This is a genomic window from Azoarcus sp. Soil_N_20, from assembly GCF_057656155.1.
In genome coordinates, this window is the sequence record NZ_JBDGKX010000019.1 from 34,282 (window position 1) to 56,727 (window position 22,446).

A 22,446-nucleotide genomic window follows, 5' to 3' on the forward strand; every position below is an offset into this window, starting at 1 on the left:
GCGTGGGGAATGAAGCTTTCATCGGTGTGTTTCTCCTTTTCTTCGTAGCGTCCCGTGCGGTGCCCGCTGGTCGCCCATGCTGGGCGCCATCGGCCTGGTCAAGGCTCGGTGCGCCCGTCCAGATGCTTGCGGATTTCCGCGACCTCTGCCGGCGCGTCCCATTCGGCCGGGCCGACCCGCCGCCAGAGCTCGCGCCCTTCGCCGTCGACCAGCAAGGTGGTGGGGATGCCAACGGTGCCGAGGCTGCGCGTCACCTCGGTCGAGGGGTCGATGTAGAGCGCGAGTGCGCGGATCCCGTATTGCTGGTAGAACTCGCGCACGGCCGGCGGGCTGCGGTCGATGGACAAGGCCACCACCTCGAAGGCGGGACCGCCCAGCTGCGCCTGCAGGCGGTCGAGGGACGGCATTTCCTTGCGGCACGGCACGCACCAAGTGGCCCACAGATTCAGCAGCACGACCCGCCCGCGAAAATCGGACAGCGAGCGGCTGTTGCCGCTCGCATCCTGGAAGCGGATCTCCGGCAACGGCGGCGATGCAATCCCCGCGCGGGCCGCTACCGTGCCGGGTGCGAAGCGCTCGTACCCAAAACGCCCTGCGGCGATCACGACGGCGATGGCGGCGAGGACGGCGAGCGCTCGCGCGAGCTTGATTGCGCCGCGCTTCGAATTCGTCATCGTCATTGGCACGCGTTCCGGATGAAGGCGGAAATCTCCCCGGGCGCCGCGAACACGACTTGGGCGCGATCACCCCCCATGCCGGCGCCGACGAGGACCGGCTCGCCCTTGCGTGGGCCCCGCGCGGACGAGTCGGTCTTGAAGCGCAGGTTGAACTCCCAGAAGGGGTAGCTGCTGCCCTCGCCGAGGGTGACGTGATAGGTGTCCCCGCAATGGCGGATGGCGCTCACGCGCTGTCCGGCTTCGGCGGTCTTGAGATCCGGCAGACCCGGCGTCCGGGGGGTGGCGACCTTCCCCTCCGAGACCGCGCGCAGGTAGGCGATCAGGTCGCCGCGGGCGCGGGCGTCGGGCAGACCGCGGAACGCCATCGCGTTGCCCGGAATGAAGGCGGCCGGATCGCGCAGCCAGGCGTCCAGCGCTTGCTCGCTCCACACCACCGCCGACTGGCGCAAGGCGTCGGAGTAACGCTGAAAGCCCTCGGCGGCGCCCACCCGCCGGCCATACACGGCGGCGAGGCTGGGGCCGGTGCGGTGATCGCCGGCGACGAACGAATGGCACGCGGCACAGGCGCGGAAAACTTCCGCGCCGCGGCCCGCATCGCCGGCCGCCGTCGAGATCAAGGGGGCGCACAGCGCTGCCAGGGTCGCAAACGAACACGGTATTGTCATGTGGGATTCCTCCAGGCAGTTCGCGCGTCGCCGCCGCTTCACCCTCGGGCGAGCGTTCGGCGCAGGCGTGGGGAGATGGCACGCTTTCATGGCTGCAGCAGGAGCCTCAGGTCGTGGGCGATCACGTCCGGCCCGGTGTCGCCCCTGAAGTACAGGCGCAGCCGCCCTTGCGGGTCGAAGGCAAAGATGGCGGCCTGGTGGTCCACGGTGTAGAACCCCGCCGCGTCCGGCGTCTGGTGCGCGAAAAAGAGCTTGAAATCCGCTGCCATGCGCGCCACTTCGGCCTCGCTGCCGAGCAGGCCGATGAAGCTCGGGTGAAACGCCGGAACATACTCGCCCAGCACTTTCGCCGTGTCGCGCGCTGGGTCGAGCGTCACGAACAGCCCCTGGACGCGCTTGCCGTCGTCCCCAAGGCGATCGACCGCCTGCGCCATCTTCGCCATCGTCATCGGGCAGGCGTCGGGGCAGTGGCTGTAGCCGAAGAACAGCAGCACCGCCCGGCCACGGAAATCCGCCAGCGTGCGTGGCCTGCCGGTGTGGTCGGTGAGGCTGAAATCCCGCCCCCAATCGACGCCGGTGATGTCCGTGGCGCGAAACGCCTCCGTGGGCGCACCACCGGGTCCACAGCCGGCCAGGGTGGCGGCAAGGAGCAACGCCGATGCGAATCGCAGCCGCCGTGCCGTCATTCCCTCTCCCCCTGCGGCGGAGCCTGCAACACCGGGGCGTCCACCACCTCAACCGAGCGCCGGCCGGCGGCGTCCTCGACGGTGAAGCTCAGGCGTACGCGCTGGCCCACGGTCAGGGGCTGCTTCAGCCCCATCAGCATCAGATGCACGCCGCCGGGCTCGAGGCGCACGACCTGCCCCGCGGGGAGGTCGAGGGTATCGAGCCGGCGCATCCTCATGATGCCGTCGTCGATGCTCATGCGGTGGATCTGCCCCGCGTCGGCCACCGGCGATTCCACGCCGACCACGCGCAGGGGAAGCGCCGCCCGGAAGCGACCGTAAGCGGCCGCCACGGTCTGTCCCGGAACGGTGGGGCGCACCCAGGCGTCGCTCACTCGCAGCACGGGCGCGGCTGCCGCATGCGCGGCCAGGAACCACAGCCCGAACGCGGCTGCCGCCAGTGACCGCCACGTGGTCCATCGACGCCTGGACATGGTTTCGGGCTCGATCATGGTGTCCTCCCGGGGTCGGTCGGACTCATCTGCGCGTGCGCCCTAGGTCGCTTCGGCCGCCACGCCACCCGGATGGGGTCGCAGCGGAGATCGGGCGCGCACCGCGCGGCCCGATCGAGCCCCACGGAATACGTCAATGGCTCGGCGTGGACGAACCCGCTCAGCCCCGGCCGGGGCCACAACAAGTATCGTGCAGACATGCTCCAACTCCTGAGTCTGTCGGCATGCGCGGCGGGCACATGCGATCACCCTGCCGCAATGGTTGCGGCAGGCGCCTGGATCAAGCGGGAGTCAGAGAGAACGGGGCGGGCGCCAGACCCCGGTGGGGCCGCGGGAGGGAACGGAGGTTTCCGTTGCCACGGCGAGCGTGCCGGGCGTGACGTCAACCCGCGCCGGGGTCGGAACCTGCAGGTGGTAAAGGCTTCCGGTCTTGCACTGCTGGCCGGGCTTGCACGGATTGCTCTTGCCGGGCTGGGGGGATTCGTCGTTCGCTGCCGCCCCGATCTCGCAACAGGAATGGACGGCGGCGGTGACCTCTCCCGCCGGCATGGTCCGCATGGGGCAGGCTTCCGGCAGACCAAGCGCTGCCCACGCATACGCGGGGAGCGTGCCGATCAGCAGGAGGGCGATCAGTCGCCGGAAAAAGTGCATGGCTGGAGGACGGACCGGTTTTGTTCGGCGATTGTGCATTGGCGCGTCCGCGGCGGCGGCAGGAAAGCCTGCGCACCCGCGAACCTCGGGAGATGTGACACAGGACGAGGCCGGAAGTTCAAGCGCAGGCGCGCACCCCTTCCAATGGAAGTGGCATAGGCTGAATCCGAACGAGTCAGGTCCGATGTGGCGCGCGGCTTGCAGCAGGCCATCGCGCTCGGATGAATGCCGCTCACGGAGCGCTTCTAAAATACGGTGTGGGGCCCGTTTAGAAATTACATCGCAATATGATCCTAGATGATAGTCTATGCTTGCATGATGCATTGACCGGGTGATGCCATAGTGCTCGACACCGCACCAGCCAAGGTGATCCGATTGACTGTCACAGCGAATTCCGTGCGGGAGATGAGAGTGCAAGCGCTAACGGGCCACTCTCGTCGTCGGCTGCGAAGGACCGTCGGACAACTTCGCTCACACCCTCGTGGTCGAAGTGCGGGCACTGACGGATCTCATCGGGTTGTATGCCGCGTCTTTTGGGCCGGGGGCACCACCCTTGTGTGTGAAGTGTATGAACGCAGCCCAGACGCCAGACTGCGTGCTGTTGCGGGCGAGGCGACCGGACGACAGCAGTTTCGCGCGTCGGACACGGACCGCCACGTCGTTCAAGGCGCCCCCGTCGGCGTCGATGACAACCAAGTCCGCGCGCGATCGGCTAAAGCCCGATTGCGCTGTCCCGCCTCGTATCATGCAGCCAGCAAAAGAAAATGCGGCAAGGGAGCGGTGCGCAAATGCGCTGATCCAAACACTTCGTGTCTGGCAAAAGCGGCATCTGCCCGTGGAGCTAATGCTCGCCTGCAATCGACGGAGGCCCAAACTTCAGGTATCGCCCAACGTGTTCGGCCGACATCGAACTCAACTCCCGACCGGCCTGTTTCTTCACTCGCTGCCTTCGCCGAGTGACCGGTACGCCGGGATCGGAGCGAAGGGAGTGAACATTGATGTCCGAGGATCAGGTGGTCCACGCGCGGTTGATCCGCCGGAGCGCCGGGTAGGCTACGAGGTCGAGCCGTTGTTCGGATCGATCAATGATTGGTGCATCATCCGGTCAAACATGACCTTTCCCTGTCTCGATTCAAAGCAACCAGCGCATTGGCTGTGTATGCGAGGGGGGTCAGGTCGAGTTGCTCATCTCGCGGCAGAATGACGGACGGCAGAAGGTTGGAGGAACGGGAATGAGAACTCTGATTGTTGATGATGAGATTTTCATGCTCAGACTCCTCTCGCACCAGCTCAACGTGCTCGGATTTGTTGACGTTCAGACATTTCAACGGGCAGCGGACGCCCTTCACATGCTGGAAAGCGGCCTGGACCCTGTTGGGTTGATTCTTTGCGATCTCCAGATGCCGGAAATGGACGGTGTGGAGTTCGTCCGTCACCTTGTTCGCATCGGTTATCTCGGTACCTTGATACTGGTTAGCGGAGAAGATGTCCGCATCCTGCGAACTGCCGAAAAACTTGCCCGCGCCCACCGGCTCGACGTCCTGGGGTCGTTGCAGAAACCGGTCGCACTGGCGAGCCTGCGGGAACTGGTCTCCCATAGTCTCGCGTATAGCCACTACGTCCAGCGTGGAACTCACAAGACATACGGTGCCGAACAACTGAAAAAGGCGATCGCCAACGGGGAACTGGTCAATCACTATCAACCGAAAGTAGCACTCGCCACGGCAGCGTTCGTTGGCGTCGAGACGCTGGTGCGCTGGCAGCACCCTGACGACGGACTGGTCTTCCCGGATCAATTTGTCGCCGCGGCGGAGGAGAACAGACTGATCGACGACTTGACCTACGTTGTTCTGACTTCGGCGCTTCGACAGTTGCGGCAGTGGAAGGATGACGGATTATCGTTCCACGTTGCGGTCAATATATCGATGGATAGCCTTGGGGCGCTCGACTTTCCGGAACTCGTCGCAGGTTTGGCCCATGATTGCGGAGTACCCTTGAACGAGATCGTCCTCGAGATCACCGAGAGCCGTCTGATGAAGAATCCGCTTGCCCCACTTGACATTCTGACGCGGTTGCGGCTCAAGCATATTGACATCTCGATTGATGACTTCGGGACGGGGCACTCCTCACTCGCACAACTGCATGACATCCCGTTCAATGAACTCAAGATCGATCGCGGCTTTGTCCACGGGGCCTGGCGAGATCCATCGCTCGGTGCGATCGTCGACGCAAGTCTAAGCATGGCCTGCAAACTCGGCATGCGAACGGTCGCCGAGGGGGTCGAAGACCGAGAAGACTGGGATTTCGTACGCGCGGCGGGGTGTGAGCTTGCGCAGGGCTGGTTCATCGCCAAACCGATGCCGCCTGCCGCACTGCGCGACTGGATTGTCGCCTGGGAGTCGCGCCGCCGCGAACTGGCCGAGCCGGGGGCATGAACGATCCCGAGCCCCTGGTCGTGTTTACTTTGGACGCGCAGCGTTACGCCGTGCCGCTTTCCAGGGTTGTGCGCGCCGTCCGTGCGGTGGAAATCACCCGGTTGCCGGACACCCCCGACATCGTTCTCGGCATCATAGACGTGCACGGCTGCCTGATCCCGGTCGTCGATACACGCAAGCGCTTTGGTGTAACACAACGGTCAATTGGCCTGCAGGACCAGTTCATCATCGTACGCACGGTGCGGCGCACGGTCGCGCTGGTCGTGGATGCTGTTGCCGACATCGTGGCCAGCGATTGGGCGCGGATCGTGCCGGCCGAGGACATCCTGCCTATGCTGAGCCAGGTTTCCGGAGTCGTCAAACTCGCCGACGGCATGATGCTGGTCCACAATCTGGACCGCTTTTTGTCGCTCGACGAGGAGCACGCACTGGACCAGGCGATCGATAGCGCGGAGGCGGCACCTTGAGCGGGGGAGCGCCCGCTGCGCGGCTTGCCCGCCTGGCCGAGTTGCTCGGCGGGCGCATGGGTCTCGATTTTACCTCACGCCGTCGATCCGAGCTTCAGCGTGGTATCTGTTCTGCGGCCCCCGAACTCGGATTCGCTGACGCAGACGAATGTGTCCGCTGGCTTCTGTCGGCACCGCTCAACCCGCGCCAGATTGAGATTCTTGCCGGCCATCTGACCACCGGAGAGACCTACTTCTTTCGTGACCAAGCGCTCTTCGAGGTGCTCGAAAAGCAGGTGCTGCCCGCGCTGATCGATGCGCGGCGTGGCCGCGAGCAGCGCCTTCGCATCTGGAGCGCAGCATGCTGTTCGGGCGAGGAAGCCTATTCGCTGGCAATCACGGTGCGCAACGCGTTGCCTGACCTCGCGCACTGGCAGGTGATCGTGCAGGGCTCCGACATCAATCCGCGTTTTCTTCGCAAGGCGGAGAGCGCGGTGTTCGGCGAATGGTCCTTCCGGGGGACCGCTTCCGGCTTCAAGGAGCGCTACTTCGTACCTACTGACGACGGGCGCTGGCGGGTGCGGCGGGAGTTCCGCGAGATGGCGCAATTCTCTCTGCTCAATCTGGCCGAAGACGTCTACCCCGCGCTCTTGAATCAGACCAACGCAACGGATCTGGTCCTGTGCCGTAACGTGCTGATCTACTTCACGCCGGAATGTGCTGCACGGGTGGTGCACAAGCTCGCTCATTGCCTTGTCGATGGCGGTTGGTTGGTGCTCGGCCCCAATGAGCTGCATCACGCAATGGTGCCCGAGTTGGTCCCGGTCCAGTTCCCCGGAGCCATCCTATTCCGCAAGGACGCCTTACCGTCGCGCGCAACCGAAAGCCCCCCAACGCATGGCACACTGGCTTCGCCGTCGACACCGTCCATTTCTCCGGTGGCGCGCTGTTCGATGGCCGCGACCGAATCCGTAGGGGCGGCACCGCAGGCGTCCACGTCGGCTGGAGCGGTGATCCTCGATGAAGAATCCTCGTCAGTGCTTGCGTACGAGCCGGCGCACGACCATTGCGAACAGGGCGGTAATGCCGACACCGCAATAATGCTTGGTGCGGGCGGGGACACCGCGACCGAATGGGCCTTACGCGCCCGTACCTATGCCAACCAGGGCCGGCTCGACGAGGCCCTGACCAGTTGCGAGCGCGCGATCGCCGCCGACAAGTGCAACCCCGTCAGCCATTACCTGCACGCGATCATCCTTCAGGAACAGGGCGCACTGGACGACGCACGGTCGGCATACCGGCGTGCCCTGTATCTCGACCCCCAGTTCGTGCTTGCGCATTTTGGCCTCGGCAACCTCGCAGTTGGCGGGGGCGATCTTGGCGTGGCCGGACGGCATTTCGACAATGCGGCAACGCTCGCGCGCACGTTCGCGCCGGAGGCCCTCCTGCCCGAAGGCGAGGGACTCACCGCAGGTCGCTTGGTCGCGATCATCGACACACTGAAGGACATTCGAAAGGTCCCGCGATGAGCCCTGCACAGAGGATGACCTACCCACGATGACGATACTCAGCACTGACACGGACGCAGTCACGCGTATCCTGCGCGACCGTGCCCGGACCCTTGCCCGGGAGCCCGAAGTCGTACCACCACCCGCGACCCTGATCGAACTGATCGAGTTCGGTCTCGCCGACGAGCGATACGCGCTCGAGACCGTATTCGTGCGCGAAGTCCATCCACTCGAAGGGCTCACTCCGCTACCCTGCACGCCCGCATTCTGGCGAGGAGTGGTCAATATTCGCGGACGCATCCTACCGGTCATCGATCTCAAGAGGTTCTTCGATCTACCGGAGACGGGCATCACTGATCTGCACCTGATCCTGCTCGTCGAAACACATGACTTGACCTTTGGACTGCTCGCCGATCGGATCACCGGTGTGCGTTCCCTGGCGCGTGACACGATCCAGACTTCGCTTCCGACCTTGACGGGGATCCGCGCCGAGTACCTGCTCGGTGTAACCGCCGAGCGGCTGGTGATACTTGATGCCGAGCGCTTGGCCGCGGATCGCCGGATCATTGTTGATGAAGAGGTTGACACCTGATGTCGGCGGCTTACGCAATTGGTTGCACGTTACCGCGTGCAGCACACGCCATCGGGAGGCGTTGAACGTACAAAGAAGGGGGCGACTGATGTTGAACCGGATGCAGAATCTTTCCACGCGCGCCAAGCTGCTGCTGGGCTTTGGAGTCATGATCGGTGTCCTCGCGATCGTAATGGTGACCGCATATCGGGGCATCACGGCGATCGAAACCTCACAGCGGAAACTGTTCGAGACGGATTTTGCCATCGTCACGGAATTGCTGTCGTTGCGAGCCGAGCAGAACCGATCGCGAGCGGGCGTGCTCGAGATGATCCTGACGGACGACCGGGCCTTGCGACAGACTTTGGGGCAGGACCTGCGCCGAGGCACAAGCGAAACCGACGGGCGACTGAAGGCGTTGGCGGAAGTGATGCGGGACGACCCGGTCCTTACGGCCCGGCTGGCCGAACTCGAAAGCGCGCGTTCGACCTATCGCACTGGGCGTGAGCGGCAGATGGAGCTCATTTCCGAGGGAAATCTCGAGGAGGCGAAGCAGTTGAGCGCGGGTCCTCTACAACAGCAATTTGAAACGGTTAGGGTTCTCGCACTGGAATTGAGCGACGCAGCACATACCAGCGCGCGGTCTGCGGTCGCGGAGGCCGGAGCCCGCGCCCGCGATTTGCTCCGCCTGTTCGTCGGTCTCGGTGTGAGCGCGCTTCTCCTCGGCCTCGCACTGGCGGTGATACTGAGCCGCAGCATTGCCGATCCACTGGTGCGGGTGGCCGCCCTGGCCGAGCGCATTGCCGCGGGGGAACTCGACGTTGGCGTCCCGAGGAGCGCGCGCACCGACGAGGTCGGTGTGCTGATGCAGGCGTTTGCGCGCATGACCGAAGCACTCCGGGCGATGGCCGGTGTAGCGGAACGCATTGCGGCCGGAGATCTGGGCGTGCAGGTCGCGCTGCGCTCGAAGGACGATGTGCTCGGGAAAGCCTTCGCGACCATGGTGGAGAATCTGCGTGGGCTGACGGCCGAATTGGGCGAGGGAATTGGCGTCCTGGCGACGTCGGCAAACGAGATCTCGGCCTCGACCGCACAGTTTGCCGCCACTGCGTCGCAAACTGCGGCGGCCGTGGGCGAGACGACGACGACCGTCGAAGAGTTGCGCCAGACCGCCGAACTGTCGAGCCAGAAGGCGCGAACAGTGTCGGACACGGCGCAGAAGGTCGCGCAGGTCGCGCAGGGCGGACGTCAGGCGACCGAGGAGACCATCGAGGGGATGAGCCGCATCCGCGAACAAATGGCCGCGATCGCCGACAGTATGCTGCGGCTGAGCGAACTCAACCAGACGGTAGGCCAGATCGTCGCCACGGTCGAGGATCTGGCGGCGCAGTCGAACCTGCTTGCGGTCAACGCCGCGATCGAGGCGGCCAAGGCGGGCGAGTCGGGCAAGGGCTTCGCCGTCGTTGCACAGGAGATCCGCAGCCTCGCCGAGCAGTCGAAGCAGGCGACTGCGCAGGTACGCACGATCATCACCGATATCCAGAAGGCGACCGGCGCGGCGGTGCTGGTGACCGAGCAGGGGAGCAAGGCGGTTGAGGCGGGCGTGTCGCAATCGACGCGGGCGGGCCAATCGATTCAGTCGCTGGCAGCCGGAATGGGCGAATCGGCTCAGGCGGCGGCACAGATCTCAGTGTCCAGCCAGCAGCAGTTGGTGGGGGTCGATCAGGTGGCGACGGCAATGGAGGGGATCCGCCAGGCGAGCACGCAGAACGCTGACGGTGCCCGCCAACTCGAGGGCGCAGCCCATGAGTTGAAGCTCCTGGGCGAGCGGCTTACGCAATTGGTTGCACGTTACCGCGTGCAGCAAGCGCCAACGGGGGGGCGATGAACGAACAGGAGCGGGCGTTTCTCGCCCGGTTGCGGGCGACCTTCAAGGTTGAAGCGGAGGAGCACCTCCAGGCCATCGCATCCGGGCTACTGGCGCTCGAGCGCACCTCCGATCCGCCGGCGCGCACTGGACATCTCGAGACCGTGTTCCGCCACGCGCACAGTCTCAAGGGGGCCGCCCGCGCAGTCAACCTCGCGGCAATCGAGCGAATCTGCCAGGCGCTGGAATACGTGTTCTCAGCGTGGAAGGAGCGCAATACGGTGCCCGTGGCGGAGGGGTTCGATATCCTCCACGCCGCGGTCGACCTGGTCGGCACCCTCGCCAGTGCGCCTGAAGACGAGGCTTCTGCCGCGCAGGGAACGAAAATCTTGGCGCTGGTTCGGCAGCTCGGGGCCCTCAGTGCAGCGGCTGAACAGTCGGTGTCGAATCCGGGGAAGATGGTGCACCAGCCCGTCGAGGCGCGATGTGCTGAACCCCAGCCTTTGACGGACCGTGAAGTTCAGACATTCCCGATCGGGTCCGAGAACGCCTCCGTGCAGGCGCAGGCTTCCGTACTCGCAATCGCGGCGTCCGAACCGGGGCGGACCGTGCTCGCCGAGACCGTCCGGATCCCCACCGCCAAACTTGACCGCTTGTTGCTCGAAGCCGAGGAGATGCTCGCAGCGAAACAGGCCGCGGCGCAACGTGTCGCCGATCTGCGCCAGTTCGAAGCGGCATTCGGCGAATGGCATACCCGGTGGGAACGCATCCAGCCGCAGGTCCGCGCGTTGCGCAGGGCGGCTGCATCACCGGACACTGACTCAACCGACCGCCCCGTACCGAGTTCTGGTGCGGTGCCGACCCAGGCGGGTTCAACGGCATTGCTCGAGTTTCTCGAATGGAACTGCGACTGCATCCGTTCGCTCGAACGTCGGTTGCTCGCGTTGGGCAAGTCCGTGGCACGCGACTACCGCACGATCGGAAAGGGCGTGGATGACCTGTTGGCCGACTCGAAGAAGCTGCTGATGATGCCGTTTTCGACCCTGTCGGATCTGTTCCCCAAAATGGTCCGCGAGCTCAGCCGTGACCAAGGCAAGGACGTCGACCTGATCCTGCGGGGAGGCGAAGTTGAGATCGACAAACGCATTCTCGAGCAGATGAAGGATCCGCTGATTCATCTGGTTCGCAATGGCATCGATCACGGCGTCGAAATGCCCGCCAAGAGGACTGAGCAAGGCAAACCCATGCGCGCCACGCTCACCATCGCAGCGGTTCCGATCGATGGTAATAAGATCGAGATCCTCGTTGCGGATGACGGCGCCGGGATCGATGTCGCGAGCGTCACCGAAGCTGCGCTCGGGCGGGGAGCCTTGTCCGCCGAGGCGGTGCGGGACCTCGATGAACGAAGAGCACTTGAACTCGTCTTTCAATCCGGAGTTTCGACCAGCCCCATTGTCACCGAGATCTCAGGTCGCGGCCTCGGGCTGGCGATCGTACGCGAACTGTCAGAGAGTCTGGGTGGGCAAGTCTTCATCGATAGTCAGCGCGGTATCGGAACCCGCTTTCGTGTCGTGCTGCCACTGACGCTCGCCACCTTTCGCGGCGTGCTGGTGCGCGTGGCTGACCGGATTTTTGTCGTTCCCATGGTCCAGCTCGAACGTGTTGCACGGATCGCCGCAGGGGAGATCAAGACGGTCGAAAACCGTGAGACGGTCGTGTTCGACGGCCGTCCCGTATCGTTGGTCCGGCTGGCGCAGGTGCTCGAGCTGGGCGATGACAGCACAGGCAACACGCTTGGTTTCGTCCCGGTGATCGTGTTCGGTTCGGGTGATGACCGGATCGCCTTTGCCGTCGATGAAGTACTCAGGGACGACGAAGTCTTGGTGAAGAGTTTCGCCCGCCCACTTGTTCGCGTGCGTAACGTCGCGGGTGCGACCGTACTGACATCAGGTACGGTGGCGCCCATCCTTAACGTCGCCGACCTGATCAAGTCGGCGCGCAAACTTGGTCGTTCAGACGGGACGCCGCGGCGCGCCGAGGTGTCGTCGCCCGCCACCCAGGGCACTCAATCGAAGGTGCTGCTCGTGGAGGACTCGATCACGTCCCGCATGCTCCTCAAGGGGATCCTCGAATCGGCTGGCTATCGGGTGTGTACGGCGGTCGACGGCGTGGAGGCGTATACCCTGCTGCGAAGTGAAGAATTCGATCTGGTTGTGTCCGACGTGGAAATGCCCCGCATGAATGGCTTTGATTTGACAACGCGGATCCGCGCCGACCGCAAGCTGGCCGATATGCCGGTGGTGCTCGTTACCGCGCTGGCGTCGTTGCCGGATCGCGAACGTGGTATCGACGTCGGTGCCGACGCATATATCGTCAAGAGCGGCTTCGACCAAAGCAATCTGCTCGATGTGATCCACAGGCTGGTGGGATGACGGCGAACGGAAAAATTACTGTTCTCGTGGTGGAGGATTCCCCCTCGACACGACTGCTGCTGGTGCACCTGCTTGATTCGGACCCGCGGTTGCACGTCATCGACGCGGTCGAGAACGGGGAGGGTGCGCTACGCTTTCTCCAACACGATCGACCCGACGTGATCCTGATGGATATCCATCTGTCTGGCATGGACGGCTATGAAGTGACCCGCCGGATCATGGAAACCCAGCCGCTCCCGGTTGTCGTGTGCAGCGCGGCCGTTGACCCCAGTGAAGTGGCCTCGACCTTCCGGGCGCTTGAAGCGGGGGCGGTCGCGGTGGTGGGCAAGCCGGCCGGGCTTGGGCACCCGGACCATGCGGAGACCGCGGCCAAGTTGGTGGACACGGTTGCGCTAATGTCGGAAGTGAAAGTGATCAAGCGATGGCCGCGGCAGCGACGCGCGGCGGCCATCATGCCGACAAACGGGCAAACGCATGAGGGGCCGATCCAGGTGGTCGCAATCGGGGCGTCCACGGGCGGTCCGCCGGTACTGCAGACGATCCTTGCCGGTTTGCCGGCGACCTTTCCGGTACCGATACTGATTGTGCAGCACATCTCCGCCGGATTCCTGTCGGGGTTCGCCGAGTGGCTCGGGCACAGCACCGGGTTTCCGGTCCGAATCGCGATGCACAACGAAATACTGTTGCCGGGGCACGCTTATCTCGCCCCGGATGGTTTTCACATGGGCATCGGACCCCCTGGGCGGATCCTGCTTAGTCGCTTCGCACCCGAAAACGGATTACGCCCGGCCGTGTCCTTCCTATTCCGGTCGGTGGCCGAGGTCTATGGGGCGCGCGCGGCGGCGGTCCTGTTAACCGGAATGGGGCGAGACGGGGCATCAGAACTCAAGCGTCTTCGCGATGCCGGTGCGGTTACGGTGGCTCAAGACGCTGAGAGCGCTGTGGTCAACGGCATGCCAGGCACCGCAATCCAACTCGGCGGTGCAGGCCATATTTTACCCCCGGAAAGGATACCGCTCGTGTTGACCGCACTTGTTGAAGGCAAACCACGCCGTCGCCCTACGTCACCGCCGACACCGCCGACACCGCCGACACGATGAGAAAAGAGGACAGATCCATGCAATCGCCCGATTCCAATCCGACTCGCGACATCTACATCCTCGTCGTCGAGGATAGTGCAACCCAGGCCGAGCGGTTGACCTATTTTCTTGATCAACATGGCTATCGTCACGTGGTGGCGCGCAATGGGCGGGAAGCCCTAGACCGGATTGCAGAATCCTCCCCCGCGTTGGTGATCAGCGACGTTGTGATGCCGGAGATGGACGGCTATCAACTATGCCAGCGGCTCAAGTCCGACCGCAATTACCAGCACATTCCAGTGATCCTGCTCACCACGCTTAGCGATCCGGTGGATGTCATCAAGGGGCTGGAATGCGGAGCAGATAACTTCATCTTCAAACCGTTCGACGAACGGTACCTGCTTTCTCGCGTCGGTTACGTGCTGGCGCAGCGGTCCTTGCGCGAAAACGCGAACTGGAGCGAGAGCGCCCAGATGGGCGTGGAGGTCTATTTCGCGGGACGACGTTTTTTCATCACTTCCGATCGCTTGCAGATTCTCAACCTGCTGCTTTCCACTTATGAAGCGGCGGTCACAAATAACCGGGCGTTAACGACTGCTCGCGACGAATTACAGCATCTAAACGAGAATTTGGAGATGGAGGTCCGAGAGCGGACTGCGGCGCTGGAGGAGGCCAATCGCGCGCTGGAGTGCGAACGCGCGTTGCTCGTTCAACGTGTTGCCGAGCGCACAGCGGAACTGGAGCGGGCGCGCGTGGAGGCGGAGCACGCAAATCTTGCGAAGTCGGCATTTCTTGCGACCATGAGCCATGAGATCCGCACACCGATGAACGGGGTGATCGGCATGGCGGACGTACTGGCACATGGGCGACTGTCGGAGCACCAGGCCGATCTGGTCAAGACGATCCGCGAATCTGCTGCCTCACTGCTCGGGATCATCGATGACATTCTTGATTTCTCGAAGATCGAGGCAGGACGCCTCGAGCTTGAGCGTAGTCCGCTCTCAATCGCCGATCTCGTCGAGGGACTCTGCAACTCCTTGGTGCCGATCGCATCGCACCGTGGGGTTGATCTGAACCTATTCGTATCGCCATTGATCCCGGAACGCGTTCTTTCCGACGACATGCGACTGCGCCAGGTGCTCTACAACCTTGTCGGTAACGCGATCAAATTCTCGGCAGGACGCCCGGAGCGACGCGGGCGAGTCTCGGTTAGGGTGGAGGTCGTCGAGGCGGCGCCATTGTTGATCGCATTCAAGATCGTCGACAACGGTATCGGAATCGCGACCGAGAAACTGAGCGACCTGTTCACGCCATTCACGCAGGCTGAAATTTCGACGACGCGTCGCTTCGGCGGCACCGGTCTGGGACTGGCGATCTGCAAACGCTTGGTGACCCTGATGGGCGGCCAAATAGCGCTCGAGAGCGAGCTTGGTGCCGGTTCCGCCTTTACCGTAACAATCCCGTTCGAGCCCGCTGCGGAACAGCCTGAGCGCAGCCTGCCGGATCTCACGGGAATCGACTGCGTGCTGCTTGCCAGTCAGGATCTCGAACTCGATGACCTACGTGTCTACCTGGAGCATGCGGGGGCGCGAGTGATCAACGCGAACGACGACACTGCTGCGACGGCGGCCGCAGCGGTGAGTCCGGGGCCAATCGTGATCATCGAATCGGGCGGCCCACTGCGTCCTTCTACGCCACACGAACCCACGGACATACCGCCGCATCTTCATCGTTTGTTGATTACCCGCGGACGACGTCGAAATTCGCGCGTTGCAGACCCGAATACCGTGCTGCTCGATGGCGATGCGCTGCGGCGCGGGGCGCTTGTTCGTGCGATTGAGGTGGCTGTGGGCCGTGCATCGCCTGAGCGGTCATCCTTGCCCGAAGGGGGGGGACACGACCAGATGCTCGGTGTGGGTCAGCCTGTAGCGATCGCCGATGCACGTGCGCGTGGTCGACTGATCCTTGTTGCCGAGGATGACGCGGTCAACCAAAAAGTGATTCTGCAGCAACTCGCGCTGCTCGGCCATGCGGCCGAAATTGCAGGGGATGGCATCGAGGCCTTGCGGCTGTGGAAGGAGGGCGACTTCGCACTGCTCCTTACCGATCTGCACATGCCCAATTTGGATGGCTACTCTCTCACCCAGGAAATTCGGCGCGGTGAGGCAGGAAGCGGGGTGCGTATGCCGATCCTCGCGTTGACTGCGAACGCACTGCGCGGCGAAGCAAGTCGCGCGCGCGCTGCCGGTATGGATGAATATCTGATCAAACCTGTACAACTACCCGTACTGCGCGCCGCGCTCGACAAATGGCTGCCGACACCGGATCTTCCTACACCGATGCCGACGATGGGAAAGGAGGGGTTCGGGACGAGTGCACTAGATCTGGCGGTGTTGAAGTCACTGATCGGTGAGGACGATGCCACGGTACGAGAATTACTGACGGACTATCTGACTTCGGTGACGCGTCTGGTGCCGCAATTGCACAATGCAGTTGGGGAAGATGATACGGGTACGGTCGCCGAGATCGCGCACAAGCTGAAGTCGTCGTCACGCGCGGTTGGCGCGATGGCGCTCGGCGATTTATGCGCGGACCTGGAGAATGCCGCGAAATCCGGGAAGCGTTCGGTACTGCGCGAGCACCTCGTGGCGTTCGTCCCTGCCCTCTCTGATGTTGAGGGGTGCATCCGCACGGTGCTTGAAGAACCCATGCCGCGAGGTGAAACACCATGAGTCGCCCCCATCGCACGGGCCGATGCAAGGTCAAGAAACGACCCACTAGGGTGCTGCGGCTACCCGCTCCGATACGCTGCGATGGCACCGGTGGCACGATTCGACGGCCGATGGCGAACACCGCAGCTGACGAAAGCGTCAACTTGTACAACAAACCAATAGAGCCTGGAGCGCATCCGCACGGTGCCGCGCCGTCCGCTTCTGATGCCGTGGACACCACGCAGGACGTACTGCAGCGCTTGTCGGTCTCGTTATATCTCTTGGAAGCGGCTTTCGGACTGGATTTCGCTGTCCAACCACACTCCGGGTCGTTTGTTGACGCCGATCCCCAAAGAGTACCAGACACTACACGTGCGACGTATCCGTGGGAATTGTTACACTGCCGTTGGCGAGCCTCCATGTCTGGCCACTTGAGGCGCCCGACTCCCCAGCGTGCGTCACGGATGAACCCCTGATAAGCCCTGCGGGCAATACCGCTAGACATAATGGTTTAGCGCGTGGCGGCCCGACTCCGTAGTTACGTGGATTGGGTGCGGAAGTCCGCATGCAGAGTGAATCAATGGAATGGACGCCCCCACCCGAGTAGGCATTGATGTGCCAGAGTGGAAGCGCTGATCAATCACTCGAAACGAAGGAGGCGTCCACCATGAAGATTACGACAATTGGAATCGACCTGGCCAAGAGCGTGTTCCAAGTGCACGGTGTCGATGAGTGCGGAAAGACGATACTACGCAAGCAGCTCAAACGTGCCCAGGTAGCAGAGTTCATGGCCAATCTACCGCCCTGCCTGGTTGGGATGGAAGCATGTAGCAGCGCCCATCACTGGGGGCGCAAGTTGCAGGGATATGGGCACACCGTCAGGCTCATGTCACCGCAGTTCGTAAAGCCCTACGTGAAGTCCAACAAGAACGACGCGGCGGATGCCGAGGCGATCTGCGAGGCCGTCGCGCGACCGAACATGCGATTCGTGCCGATCAAAAGTGTTGAGCAGCAAGCAGTACTGTCGTTGCACCGCGTTCGGCAGGGCTTCGTCATGGCGCGCACTGCGCAGGCAAATCAAATCCGAGGACTGCTTGCCGAATTCGGCATGGTGCTGCCAAAGGGCGTCCGCGCGCTGAGGACCCGGTTGTGTGGGCTCCTCGAGAATGCAGCCGATGAGTTCCAGCGGTATTTCTGCACCTGATGCGGCGCCTCTATGAACACTTGATGGAATTGGATCGACAAGTGGGAGAGCTCGAAGCGCAGATCAAGCAATGGCACCGCGACTGTGACCTGAGTCAGCGTCTGGAGAAGATTCCGGGAGTCGGGCCACTCACCGCGACGGCGTTGGTGGCATCGATCGCCGACGCGCAGAGTTTCAAGAATGGCCGCCAACTGGCCGCATGGTTGGGTCTCGTCCCACGACAGCACTCCAGTGGTGGAAAGCCGATGCTGCTGGGCATCAGCAAGCGCGGTGACGTGTATCTGCGAACCTTGCTGATCCACGGTGCACGCTCCGCAATTCTGGCAGCGACACGTCATGCGAAGTCAAACCCCTGGCTGAGTAACTTGCTCAGCCGACGAAATCCGAACATTGCTGCCGTCGCCTTGGCGAACAAGAACGCGAGAACTATCTGGGCCTTGCTCGCCCACGACCGCGAATTCCGGGTCGATTACGTGCCAAGATTGACCGCAGTGTAACCAGAACCGAACTCGCGCAGGATCGAACAGGAAGTACTTCCACCGATTGCTCTGGCAATCATGTAGTGATGGCGAAACAGGTAAGACCGTGGTTGACCAAACCCACCCGGGGCGACGCACTTCGAGTGCATTGAATCGATCGGGACCCAACCAACGCATTCCATCAGGGACAGAGGCTTTGCCGCAGCGAAAGTCCGAATGTACGGCTGCAAGCTTGCCTTCTAACTGTCACCCCTTGAATGCTGGGCATACCGGGGGCGTCCATGTACGCCCCGGGTTTCAGACCCGTGCGCTTCACCATGGCCATGACGCCTCGGACCCGCATGGGGCAGTGTCGCCGCCTATCTATATGACTTCGACATTCGCTTTCGAGAGCACTCCGGATGCAGCAGCCGTGTTCTCGGGTGAATTCACCACCGGCGCGCTGTTCGGCGCCGAGACGCAGGCGTTCATGCTGGGGCGCATCCACCGTCATCAGGCCTGGCGGCAGGACGGCCGGGCAGGGCGGCAATGTATCGCCTATGCCGGCTCGGTCGGGCGGTTTCATTTCGGCGAGGAGAGAGACAAGGGCTTTCTGGTGTGGGATGTGGAGGCCGACGGCGCCGTGTGCGTGCTGGAGCCGACCCCGGCGCGCCGCACCATCGACATCGTTTTCGAGGGCCGACCCGACCTGCGAGCGTTGCCGGAGGCGGTCGCGACGCAGAACGTTGCCGGCGCGTAGGTCCGCGTGCGCTGGACGGTGGCCGACGAAGATCGCCATGAAATCGACCGTGCGGCGATCGAACGTGTGCTGGCCGGGGCTGCGCAGACAAAGCTGGAGGGCCGGAACGTGCCGGTGGTGCGCACGCGCGCGGCGGGCATCGCGCAGCTCGGTTCGCTGGCGGACAAGGTTCGCGTCTGGGCCCGGCTCACCGGGGTCGCGACAGGAGGGATGCTCGCTTGCCTGGTGGCACTGCAGGCGGAGGCGCCCGCGGCAATCGCCGAGCGGGTACTGCAAGGTGGTGACGGGCAGGGACCGGGTTCCCCTGCCGACCGGCCGGCGGAGGACGATCTGCCGACAGTAGTCCATGCAGGGGCAGGCGGGCAGGCCCGAACTGGCTGATCTGTGGCGACGCCACAACGGGTCGCGGTTCGAGGACCCAGGGGCAGGAAAGGGCTACGCCGCCGGCGTGAGACCGGAACTCCTTGAACGGAAGCGTCGATCGCGGGATCGCCCTCAACGGTGAGCAGTCTGGCTGCACTGCCGCCGGGCGGCAATGGGCGACCGTCGATCGCCACCCCCAGCACCCGCGAGGGGCGAGTATTTGCGGATGGCATGAATTCTTCATGACGCTTCGCTGGCAAGCGCCTTACGGATTTCCGGTTTCCATGCCCGGGCCGTCCGGGGCGATAGGGGGCTGATCCGGTCGTCTCTTCCGACCTACGCGATGCGACCGCCTTCGTTCATCCTCAAGGGCTTTCGCGGCATCCGCGATGGCCTCGGAAACCGCCCCGGGGGTCAGCCGGAGAGCCGCGTGAACTGGGCTCTTGGCAGCAGACGCTTGAAATCGGCGTCGAAACTGGTCACATGCTCGCCTTGATGGAGGGCGGCGGCAGCCAGCCAGGCATCGGGAATGTCATTGGCAGCGAGCGCCTTGTCGGCGCACAGCTTGCGTAGCGTTGGCCACTCGGCGCCCAACTCGGGTTGTTCCACGCCCGGCGCGCTCAACAGCGCATCGACGAAGCGCAGCGCTTCGGCTATGGGCGTCGGCTGGATGAATATCCGCGGATGCGTCACCAGCCGCAGAAAGCTGGCAATCACCATGGGCTGCAACTTCAGCGGCGTGCCTTGGCCCGCGGCGACGATGGCCTGTTCCAGCCAACTGCGGGCGGCCGCGTGATGGGGGTGGTCGCTGCGCGATGCAGCGACCAGGACGTTGACGTCGGGTGTCATGGATTACGCGTCTTGATCGGCAGCATCCAGCAGGGCCTTGTTGCTCCGTCCGTCGAGCCCGGGAACCAGCCCGCCCTGACCGCGGAAGACCGGCAGGCGAACGGGTTTGGCGGGCGTGCGCTGGGCGCGCAGACGCAACTGCAAACCTTCTTCGATCAGGCGGGTCAGGCTGGTGTGCTGCTGGGCCGCAAAGGCTTTGGCTTCGGTCAGCAACGCGTCGTTCAGATTGAGGGTCGTCTTCATGGCCACTCCTCGGAAAGAGGTTCAATACAGATTTCTGTATTCTATTCCTCGGCCGCCCGGATCGCAATTGAGCTCAGGGCGGACGGACGCCGCGAATCGCGGCGCCCCCAGCTCTACATCGCAGTCGGCATCTCGGGGGCGATCCTTTCACTTCGCAATGTTTGCTCTGAGTTCGTCAGTGGGCTGCTGCAGAGGGGGGAGTCATCGTGAATCATCGTCTTGAAGACTCAGATGTCTTGCTGAAGTACGCCTCAGTAAACGCGGTCGGGGGTAAGCCTCGGCCGAGTAGGTGACCCTGCACAAGGTCGCAGCCCATACCCCGAACGAGGTCGCACTGCATCTGAGTCTCGACGCCTTCAACGATGACTTCCAGATCCAGATGGTGCGCGAGCGAGACGATTCCGCCGACGATCGCAGCGTCCACACCGACAGCAGCGAGGTCGGTGACGAAGCTGCGGTCGACCTTGAGGATGTCGACAGGCATGTGCTTCAGATAGCTGAGCGAAGCGTAGCCGGTGCCGAAGTCGTTGATCGCCAGGCGAACGCCCAGGCGCTTGAGGCGGTGGAGGTTGTCGATCGCGGCGCTTTGAGGATCCAGCCACACGCTTTCGGTGATCTCGACGACGAGGTCGTCGGCCTGCAGGCCGATGCGGTCGAGCGCGGCGGCGACCATGTCGGCGATGCCCCTATCCTGCAACTGGTCGGCGGAGAAGTTGACGGCGACCCGCAAGAAGTGGCCGGCGTCGCGCCACGCCTTGAGCTGCGCGCACGCGCTGTCGAGCACCCAAGCGCCGATCGGCCCGATGAGACCGATTTCCTCTGCAATTGGAATGAACGTGTCCGGGCCGATCAGCCCGTGCGACGGGTGCTGCCAACGCACAAGCGCTTCGACGGCGACCATGCGGCCGGTCGCAGCCTCCATCTCGGGTTGGTAGTGGAGCACCAGTTCGCTGTGATCGATGGCGTGGTGCAGATCGCTTTCGAGTCGCAGATGCTCGCGCGCGCTCCCCTCCATTGCAGCCTCATAGAACGCGAGTCGGTGGCTTGAGCGCTTCGCGCCGACATTGGGGTGCAGCGGTTCAGTGACGTAGTCGCTCGCGCCAACGGCGAAGGCGCGCTCGATTTGCCGCTCGTCGAGTGACGTAATCATGAGCACCGGGAATTCCCCGCTCTGCGGCAGTTCCCTGAGGCGCTTGCAGGTGCTGAAGCCGTCGATGCAGGGGCTCGCCGCGTCGAGTAGCAGGAGGTGGGGGCGGGTGCGCGCGATGCGCGTGATTACTGATGCTCCGCTGTCGGCCTCGTCGACGACGAAGCCGTTCAGTTCCAGTGCATCGCGCAGCGTGGCGCGTGCGCTGTGATCGTCATGGACGATAAGCACGCGCGCATTCGTCGGATCCTCCGGTTCATGCGCATCGTTACTCTGGTCGCCGTCGAGCAGCGCGCCTGTCAGGTCGCCCAGATCGTCGGTGTACTCGTGGGGAAGCTTGGGTCTCGTATGCATGGCGTCTCTCCATTGTGTCTTTCTCGCTTGCTGATGACTGCTGGCTTGGCCCTTTGGGCCTTTTGGCGCCGAATGTCGAAGCGGCGACGGAGCCCGAGGGCTACCGTGAGCAGCGACTGCGAGGAGGACGTACGCTGTGGGCGGCAAGCGGCCCGCATTCATGCGTCGAAACGATGAGGCGCCGACGGGAGGAGCAAACTGTTCAGGGTTGTGCAAGCCGAACTCGGCCGAGCGACAGCCCATGACGATTCCGGGTTCGCAACGCGCGTCGAATGGCGAGTGCCAGGAGCGATGGGGTTGAGCGGCGCTGCGCGCGGCTCAGCGAAAGCAAGACGGCTGCGAGGGGACGGGCAAGCAGGGCAATTGTGGCAGCCCGGCGCCTATGGAAGAGCAAAGTGTCGTTGCGACGGCTCAAAATGTACGCCCGAGTAATCCTCTCTGCAAGCGCTTCGCTTCATCGTTGGCTTGCAGCGCTGCGCGCTGCTTTCTGTTGTCGGAGAACGCTGTGGCCGGGTCGAATGGCCCCGGTCCAGTTCATGGATGATCCCCTTCGACTTGCAGCCCGTTGACTGGCCGCCTGCTTGTCAGAAGGGCAGATCGGTGTCCCGCGCGGTCACCAGCACGGCCATGTGCTGCGCCAGCCATTCCCTGTACTGGGCAAGTTCCCTTGCGAAGCACACGACAGTCGGAAACTCACGTGTCAGCGCCTCGTGGTGCGCGATCCTTTCCCGAAAATGTCCTTCCCATTGATCGAAGGGGAGATGCCCGTACGGGTCCTGTCCGGGCCTGTTTGCAGGTTCGTCGTGCCACATCGCTTCTTTGCTCCTTCGTGTTTCGCGGAGCATCCCC

19 protein-coding genes and 1 pseudogene are annotated in these 22,446 nt (G+C 63.4%); 11 read left to right on the plus strand and 9 right to left on the minus strand.

Features of this window, described 5'->3' with window-relative positions; translation table 11 throughout:
• Window positions 1–98: 98 nt before the first annotated feature.
• The 5 genes from AC3A35_RS24670 to AC3A35_RS24690 form a co-directional block, all read right to left on the minus strand.
• On the minus strand, window positions 99–680 hold the full coding sequence (locus AC3A35_RS24670; protein ID WP_487439190.1) for a TlpA family protein disulfide reductase: 582 nt from the start codon (window positions 678–680) through the stop codon (window positions 99–101).
• Window positions 677–1,342, minus strand: a complete 666-nt coding sequence (locus tag AC3A35_RS24675; RefSeq protein WP_487439191.1) for a c-type cytochrome — start codon at window positions 1,340–1,342, stop codon at window positions 677–679. The genes AC3A35_RS24670 and AC3A35_RS24675 overlap by 4 nt, the downstream gene beginning before the upstream one ends.
• An 86-nt stretch (window positions 1,343–1,428) precedes the next feature.
• Window positions 1,429–2,028, minus strand: a complete 600-nt coding sequence (locus tag AC3A35_RS24680) for an SCO family protein (protein WP_487439192.1) — start codon at window positions 2,026–2,028, stop codon at window positions 1,429–1,431.
• The gene (locus AC3A35_RS24685) at window positions 2,025–2,519 is read right to left on the minus strand and encodes a copper chaperone PCu(A)C (RefSeq protein ID WP_487439193.1); all 495 of its coding nucleotides are present in this window, start codon (window positions 2,517–2,519) and stop codon (window positions 2,025–2,027) included. Before AC3A35_RS24685 ends, AC3A35_RS24680 begins: the two co-directional genes overlap by 4 nt.
• Before the next feature lie 291 nt (window positions 2,520–2,810).
• A complete protein-coding gene (locus AC3A35_RS24690; RefSeq protein WP_487439194.1) occupies window positions 2,811–3,209 on the minus strand; it encodes a hypothetical protein in 399 nt (132 codons plus the stop codon).
• 1,193 nt (window positions 3,210–4,402) lie between these two features.
• Here AC3A35_RS24690 and AC3A35_RS24695 point away from each other — a divergent pair.
• The 11 genes and pseudogenes from AC3A35_RS24695 (at window position 4,403) to AC3A35_RS24745 (ending at window position 19,022) form a co-directional block, all read left to right on the plus strand.
• Window positions 4,403–5,605, plus strand: coding sequence for an EAL domain-containing response regulator (locus AC3A35_RS24695; RefSeq protein WP_487439195.1), 1,203 nt, complete (start codon window positions 4,403–4,405; stop codon window positions 5,603–5,605).
• A complete protein-coding gene (locus AC3A35_RS24700) occupies window positions 5,602–6,072 on the plus strand; it encodes a chemotaxis protein CheW (RefSeq protein WP_487439196.1) in 471 nt (156 codons plus the stop codon). The genes AC3A35_RS24695 and AC3A35_RS24700 overlap by 4 nt, the downstream gene beginning before the upstream one ends.
• On the plus strand, window positions 6,069–7,580 hold the full coding sequence (locus AC3A35_RS24705; protein WP_487439197.1) for a CheR family methyltransferase: 1,512 nt from the start codon (window positions 6,069–6,071) through the stop codon (window positions 7,578–7,580). Before AC3A35_RS24700 ends, AC3A35_RS24705 begins: the two co-directional genes overlap by 4 nt.
• Before the next feature lie 28 nt (window positions 7,581–7,608).
• Entirely contained in the window at window positions 7,609–8,151 is a 543-nt protein-coding gene (locus AC3A35_RS24710; RefSeq protein WP_487439198.1) for a chemotaxis protein CheW, read from the plus strand.
• 88 nt (window positions 8,152–8,239) lie between these two features.
• Window positions 8,240–10,018: a methyl-accepting chemotaxis protein gene (locus AC3A35_RS24715; RefSeq protein ID WP_487439199.1), complete on the plus strand. Its 1,779-nt coding sequence runs from the start codon at window positions 8,240–8,242 to the stop codon at window positions 10,016–10,018.
• Window positions 10,015–12,429 (plus strand): hybrid sensor histidine kinase/response regulator, encoded by a 2,415-nt coding sequence (locus AC3A35_RS24720; protein WP_487439200.1) that lies wholly within the window; start codon window positions 10,015–10,017, stop codon window positions 12,427–12,429. Before AC3A35_RS24715 ends, AC3A35_RS24720 begins: the two co-directional genes overlap by 4 nt.
• A complete protein-coding gene (gene cheB / locus AC3A35_RS24725; protein ID WP_487439201.1) occupies window positions 12,426–13,529 on the plus strand; it encodes a chemotaxis-specific protein-glutamate methyltransferase CheB in 1,104 nt (367 codons plus the stop codon). The genes AC3A35_RS24720 and cheB overlap by 4 nt, the downstream gene beginning before the upstream one ends.
• 17 nt (window positions 13,530–13,546) lie before the next feature.
• Window positions 13,547–16,240 (plus strand): response regulator, encoded by a 2,694-nt coding sequence (locus tag AC3A35_RS24730; RefSeq protein WP_487439202.1) that lies wholly within the window; start codon window positions 13,547–13,549, stop codon window positions 16,238–16,240.
• A 646-nt stretch (window positions 16,241–16,886) separates the two neighbouring features.
• Window positions 16,887–17,920: pseudogene (locus AC3A35_RS24735) on the plus strand (IS110 family RNA-guided transposase).
• Between the two features lie 349 nt (window positions 17,921–18,269).
• A complete protein-coding gene (locus tag AC3A35_RS24740) occupies window positions 18,270–18,641 on the plus strand; it encodes a hypothetical protein (RefSeq protein ID WP_487439203.1) in 372 nt (123 codons plus the stop codon).
• A gap of 6 nt (window positions 18,642–18,647) precedes the next feature.
• On the plus strand, window positions 18,648–19,022 hold the full coding sequence (locus AC3A35_RS24745) for a hypothetical protein (protein WP_487439204.1): 375 nt from the start codon (window positions 18,648–18,650) through the stop codon (window positions 19,020–19,022).
• Window positions 19,023–19,418: 396 nt separating this feature from the next.
• On the opposite strand, the gene AC3A35_RS24750 is transcribed toward AC3A35_RS24745, so the two are convergent.
• The 4 genes from AC3A35_RS24750 to AC3A35_RS24765 all read right to left on the minus strand — a co-directional run bounded on the left by AC3A35_RS24750 (window position 19,419) and on the right by AC3A35_RS24765 (window position 22,409).
• A complete protein-coding gene (locus AC3A35_RS24750) occupies window positions 19,419–19,853 on the minus strand; it encodes a TA system VapC family ribonuclease toxin (RefSeq protein ID WP_487439205.1) in 435 nt (144 codons plus the stop codon).
• Between the two features lie 3 nt (window positions 19,854–19,856).
• Complete coding sequence (locus tag AC3A35_RS24755) at window positions 19,857–20,096, minus strand: DUF6364 family protein (protein ID WP_487439206.1); 240 nt, start codon at window positions 20,094–20,096, stop codon at window positions 19,857–19,859.
• 211 nt (window positions 20,097–20,307) lie between these two features.
• Window positions 20,308–21,597, minus strand: a complete 1,290-nt coding sequence (locus tag AC3A35_RS24760) for a two-component system response regulator (RefSeq protein ID WP_487439207.1) — start codon at window positions 21,595–21,597, stop codon at window positions 20,308–20,310.
• Window positions 21,598–22,181: 584 nt separating this feature from the next.
• Window positions 22,182–22,409: a hypothetical protein gene (locus AC3A35_RS24765; RefSeq protein ID WP_487439208.1), complete on the minus strand. Its 228-nt coding sequence runs from the start codon at window positions 22,407–22,409 to the stop codon at window positions 22,182–22,184.
• Window positions 22,410–22,446 lie beyond the last annotated feature (37 nt).

Excerpts from the sequence above, each read along its gene's own strand:
- AC3A35_RS24685 (WP_487439193.1), bottom strand. The coding sequence starts at position 2,519 with ATGATCGAGCCCGAAACCATGTCCAGGCGTCGATGGACCACGTGGCGG.
- AC3A35_RS24710 (WP_487439198.1), top strand. The coding sequence starts at position 7,609 with ATGACGATACTCAGCACTGACACGGACGCAGTCACGCGTATCCTGCGC.
- cheB (WP_487439201.1), top strand. The coding sequence starts at position 12,426 with ATGACGGCGAACGGAAAAATTACTGTTCTCGTGGTGGAGGATTCCCCC.
- AC3A35_RS24720 (WP_487439200.1), top strand. The coding sequence starts at position 10,015 with ATGAACGAACAGGAGCGGGCGTTTCTCGCCCGGTTGCGGGCGACCTTC.
- AC3A35_RS24730 (WP_487439202.1), top strand. The coding sequence starts at position 13,547 with ATGCAATCGCCCGATTCCAATCCGACTCGCGACATCTACATCCTCGTC.
- AC3A35_RS24690 (WP_487439194.1), bottom strand. The coding sequence starts at position 3,209 with ATGCACAATCGCCGAACAAAACCGGTCCGTCCTCCAGCCATGCACTTT.
- AC3A35_RS24760 (WP_487439207.1), bottom strand. The coding sequence starts at position 21,597 with ATGCATACGAGACCCAAGCTTCCCCACGAGTACACCGACGATCTGGGC.
- AC3A35_RS24755 (WP_487439206.1), bottom strand. The coding sequence starts at position 20,096 with ATGAAGACGACCCTCAATCTGAACGACGCGTTGCTGACCGAAGCCAAA.
- AC3A35_RS24700 (WP_487439196.1), top strand. The coding sequence starts at position 5,602 with ATGAACGATCCCGAGCCCCTGGTCGTGTTTACTTTGGACGCGCAGCGT.
- AC3A35_RS24765 (WP_487439208.1), bottom strand. The coding sequence starts at position 22,409 with ATGTGGCACGACGAACCTGCAAACAGGCCCGGACAGGACCCGTACGGG.
- AC3A35_RS24675 (WP_487439191.1), bottom strand. The coding sequence starts at position 1,342 with ATGACAATACCGTGTTCGTTTGCGACCCTGGCAGCGCTGTGCGCCCCC.
- AC3A35_RS24750 (WP_487439205.1), bottom strand. The coding sequence starts at position 19,853 with ATGACACCCGACGTCAACGTCCTGGTCGCTGCATCGCGCAGCGACCAC.
- AC3A35_RS24715 (WP_487439199.1), top strand. The coding sequence starts at position 8,240 with ATGTTGAACCGGATGCAGAATCTTTCCACGCGCGCCAAGCTGCTGCTG.
- AC3A35_RS24670 (WP_487439190.1), bottom strand. The coding sequence starts at position 680 with ATGACGATGACGAATTCGAAGCGCGGCGCAATCAAGCTCGCGCGAGCG.
- AC3A35_RS24680 (WP_487439192.1), bottom strand. The coding sequence starts at position 2,028 with ATGACGGCACGGCGGCTGCGATTCGCATCGGCGTTGCTCCTTGCCGCC.
- AC3A35_RS24695 (WP_487439195.1), top strand. The coding sequence starts at position 4,403 with ATGAGAACTCTGATTGTTGATGATGAGATTTTCATGCTCAGACTCCTC.
- AC3A35_RS24740 (WP_487439203.1), top strand. The coding sequence starts at position 18,270 with ATGACTTCGACATTCGCTTTCGAGAGCACTCCGGATGCAGCAGCCGTG.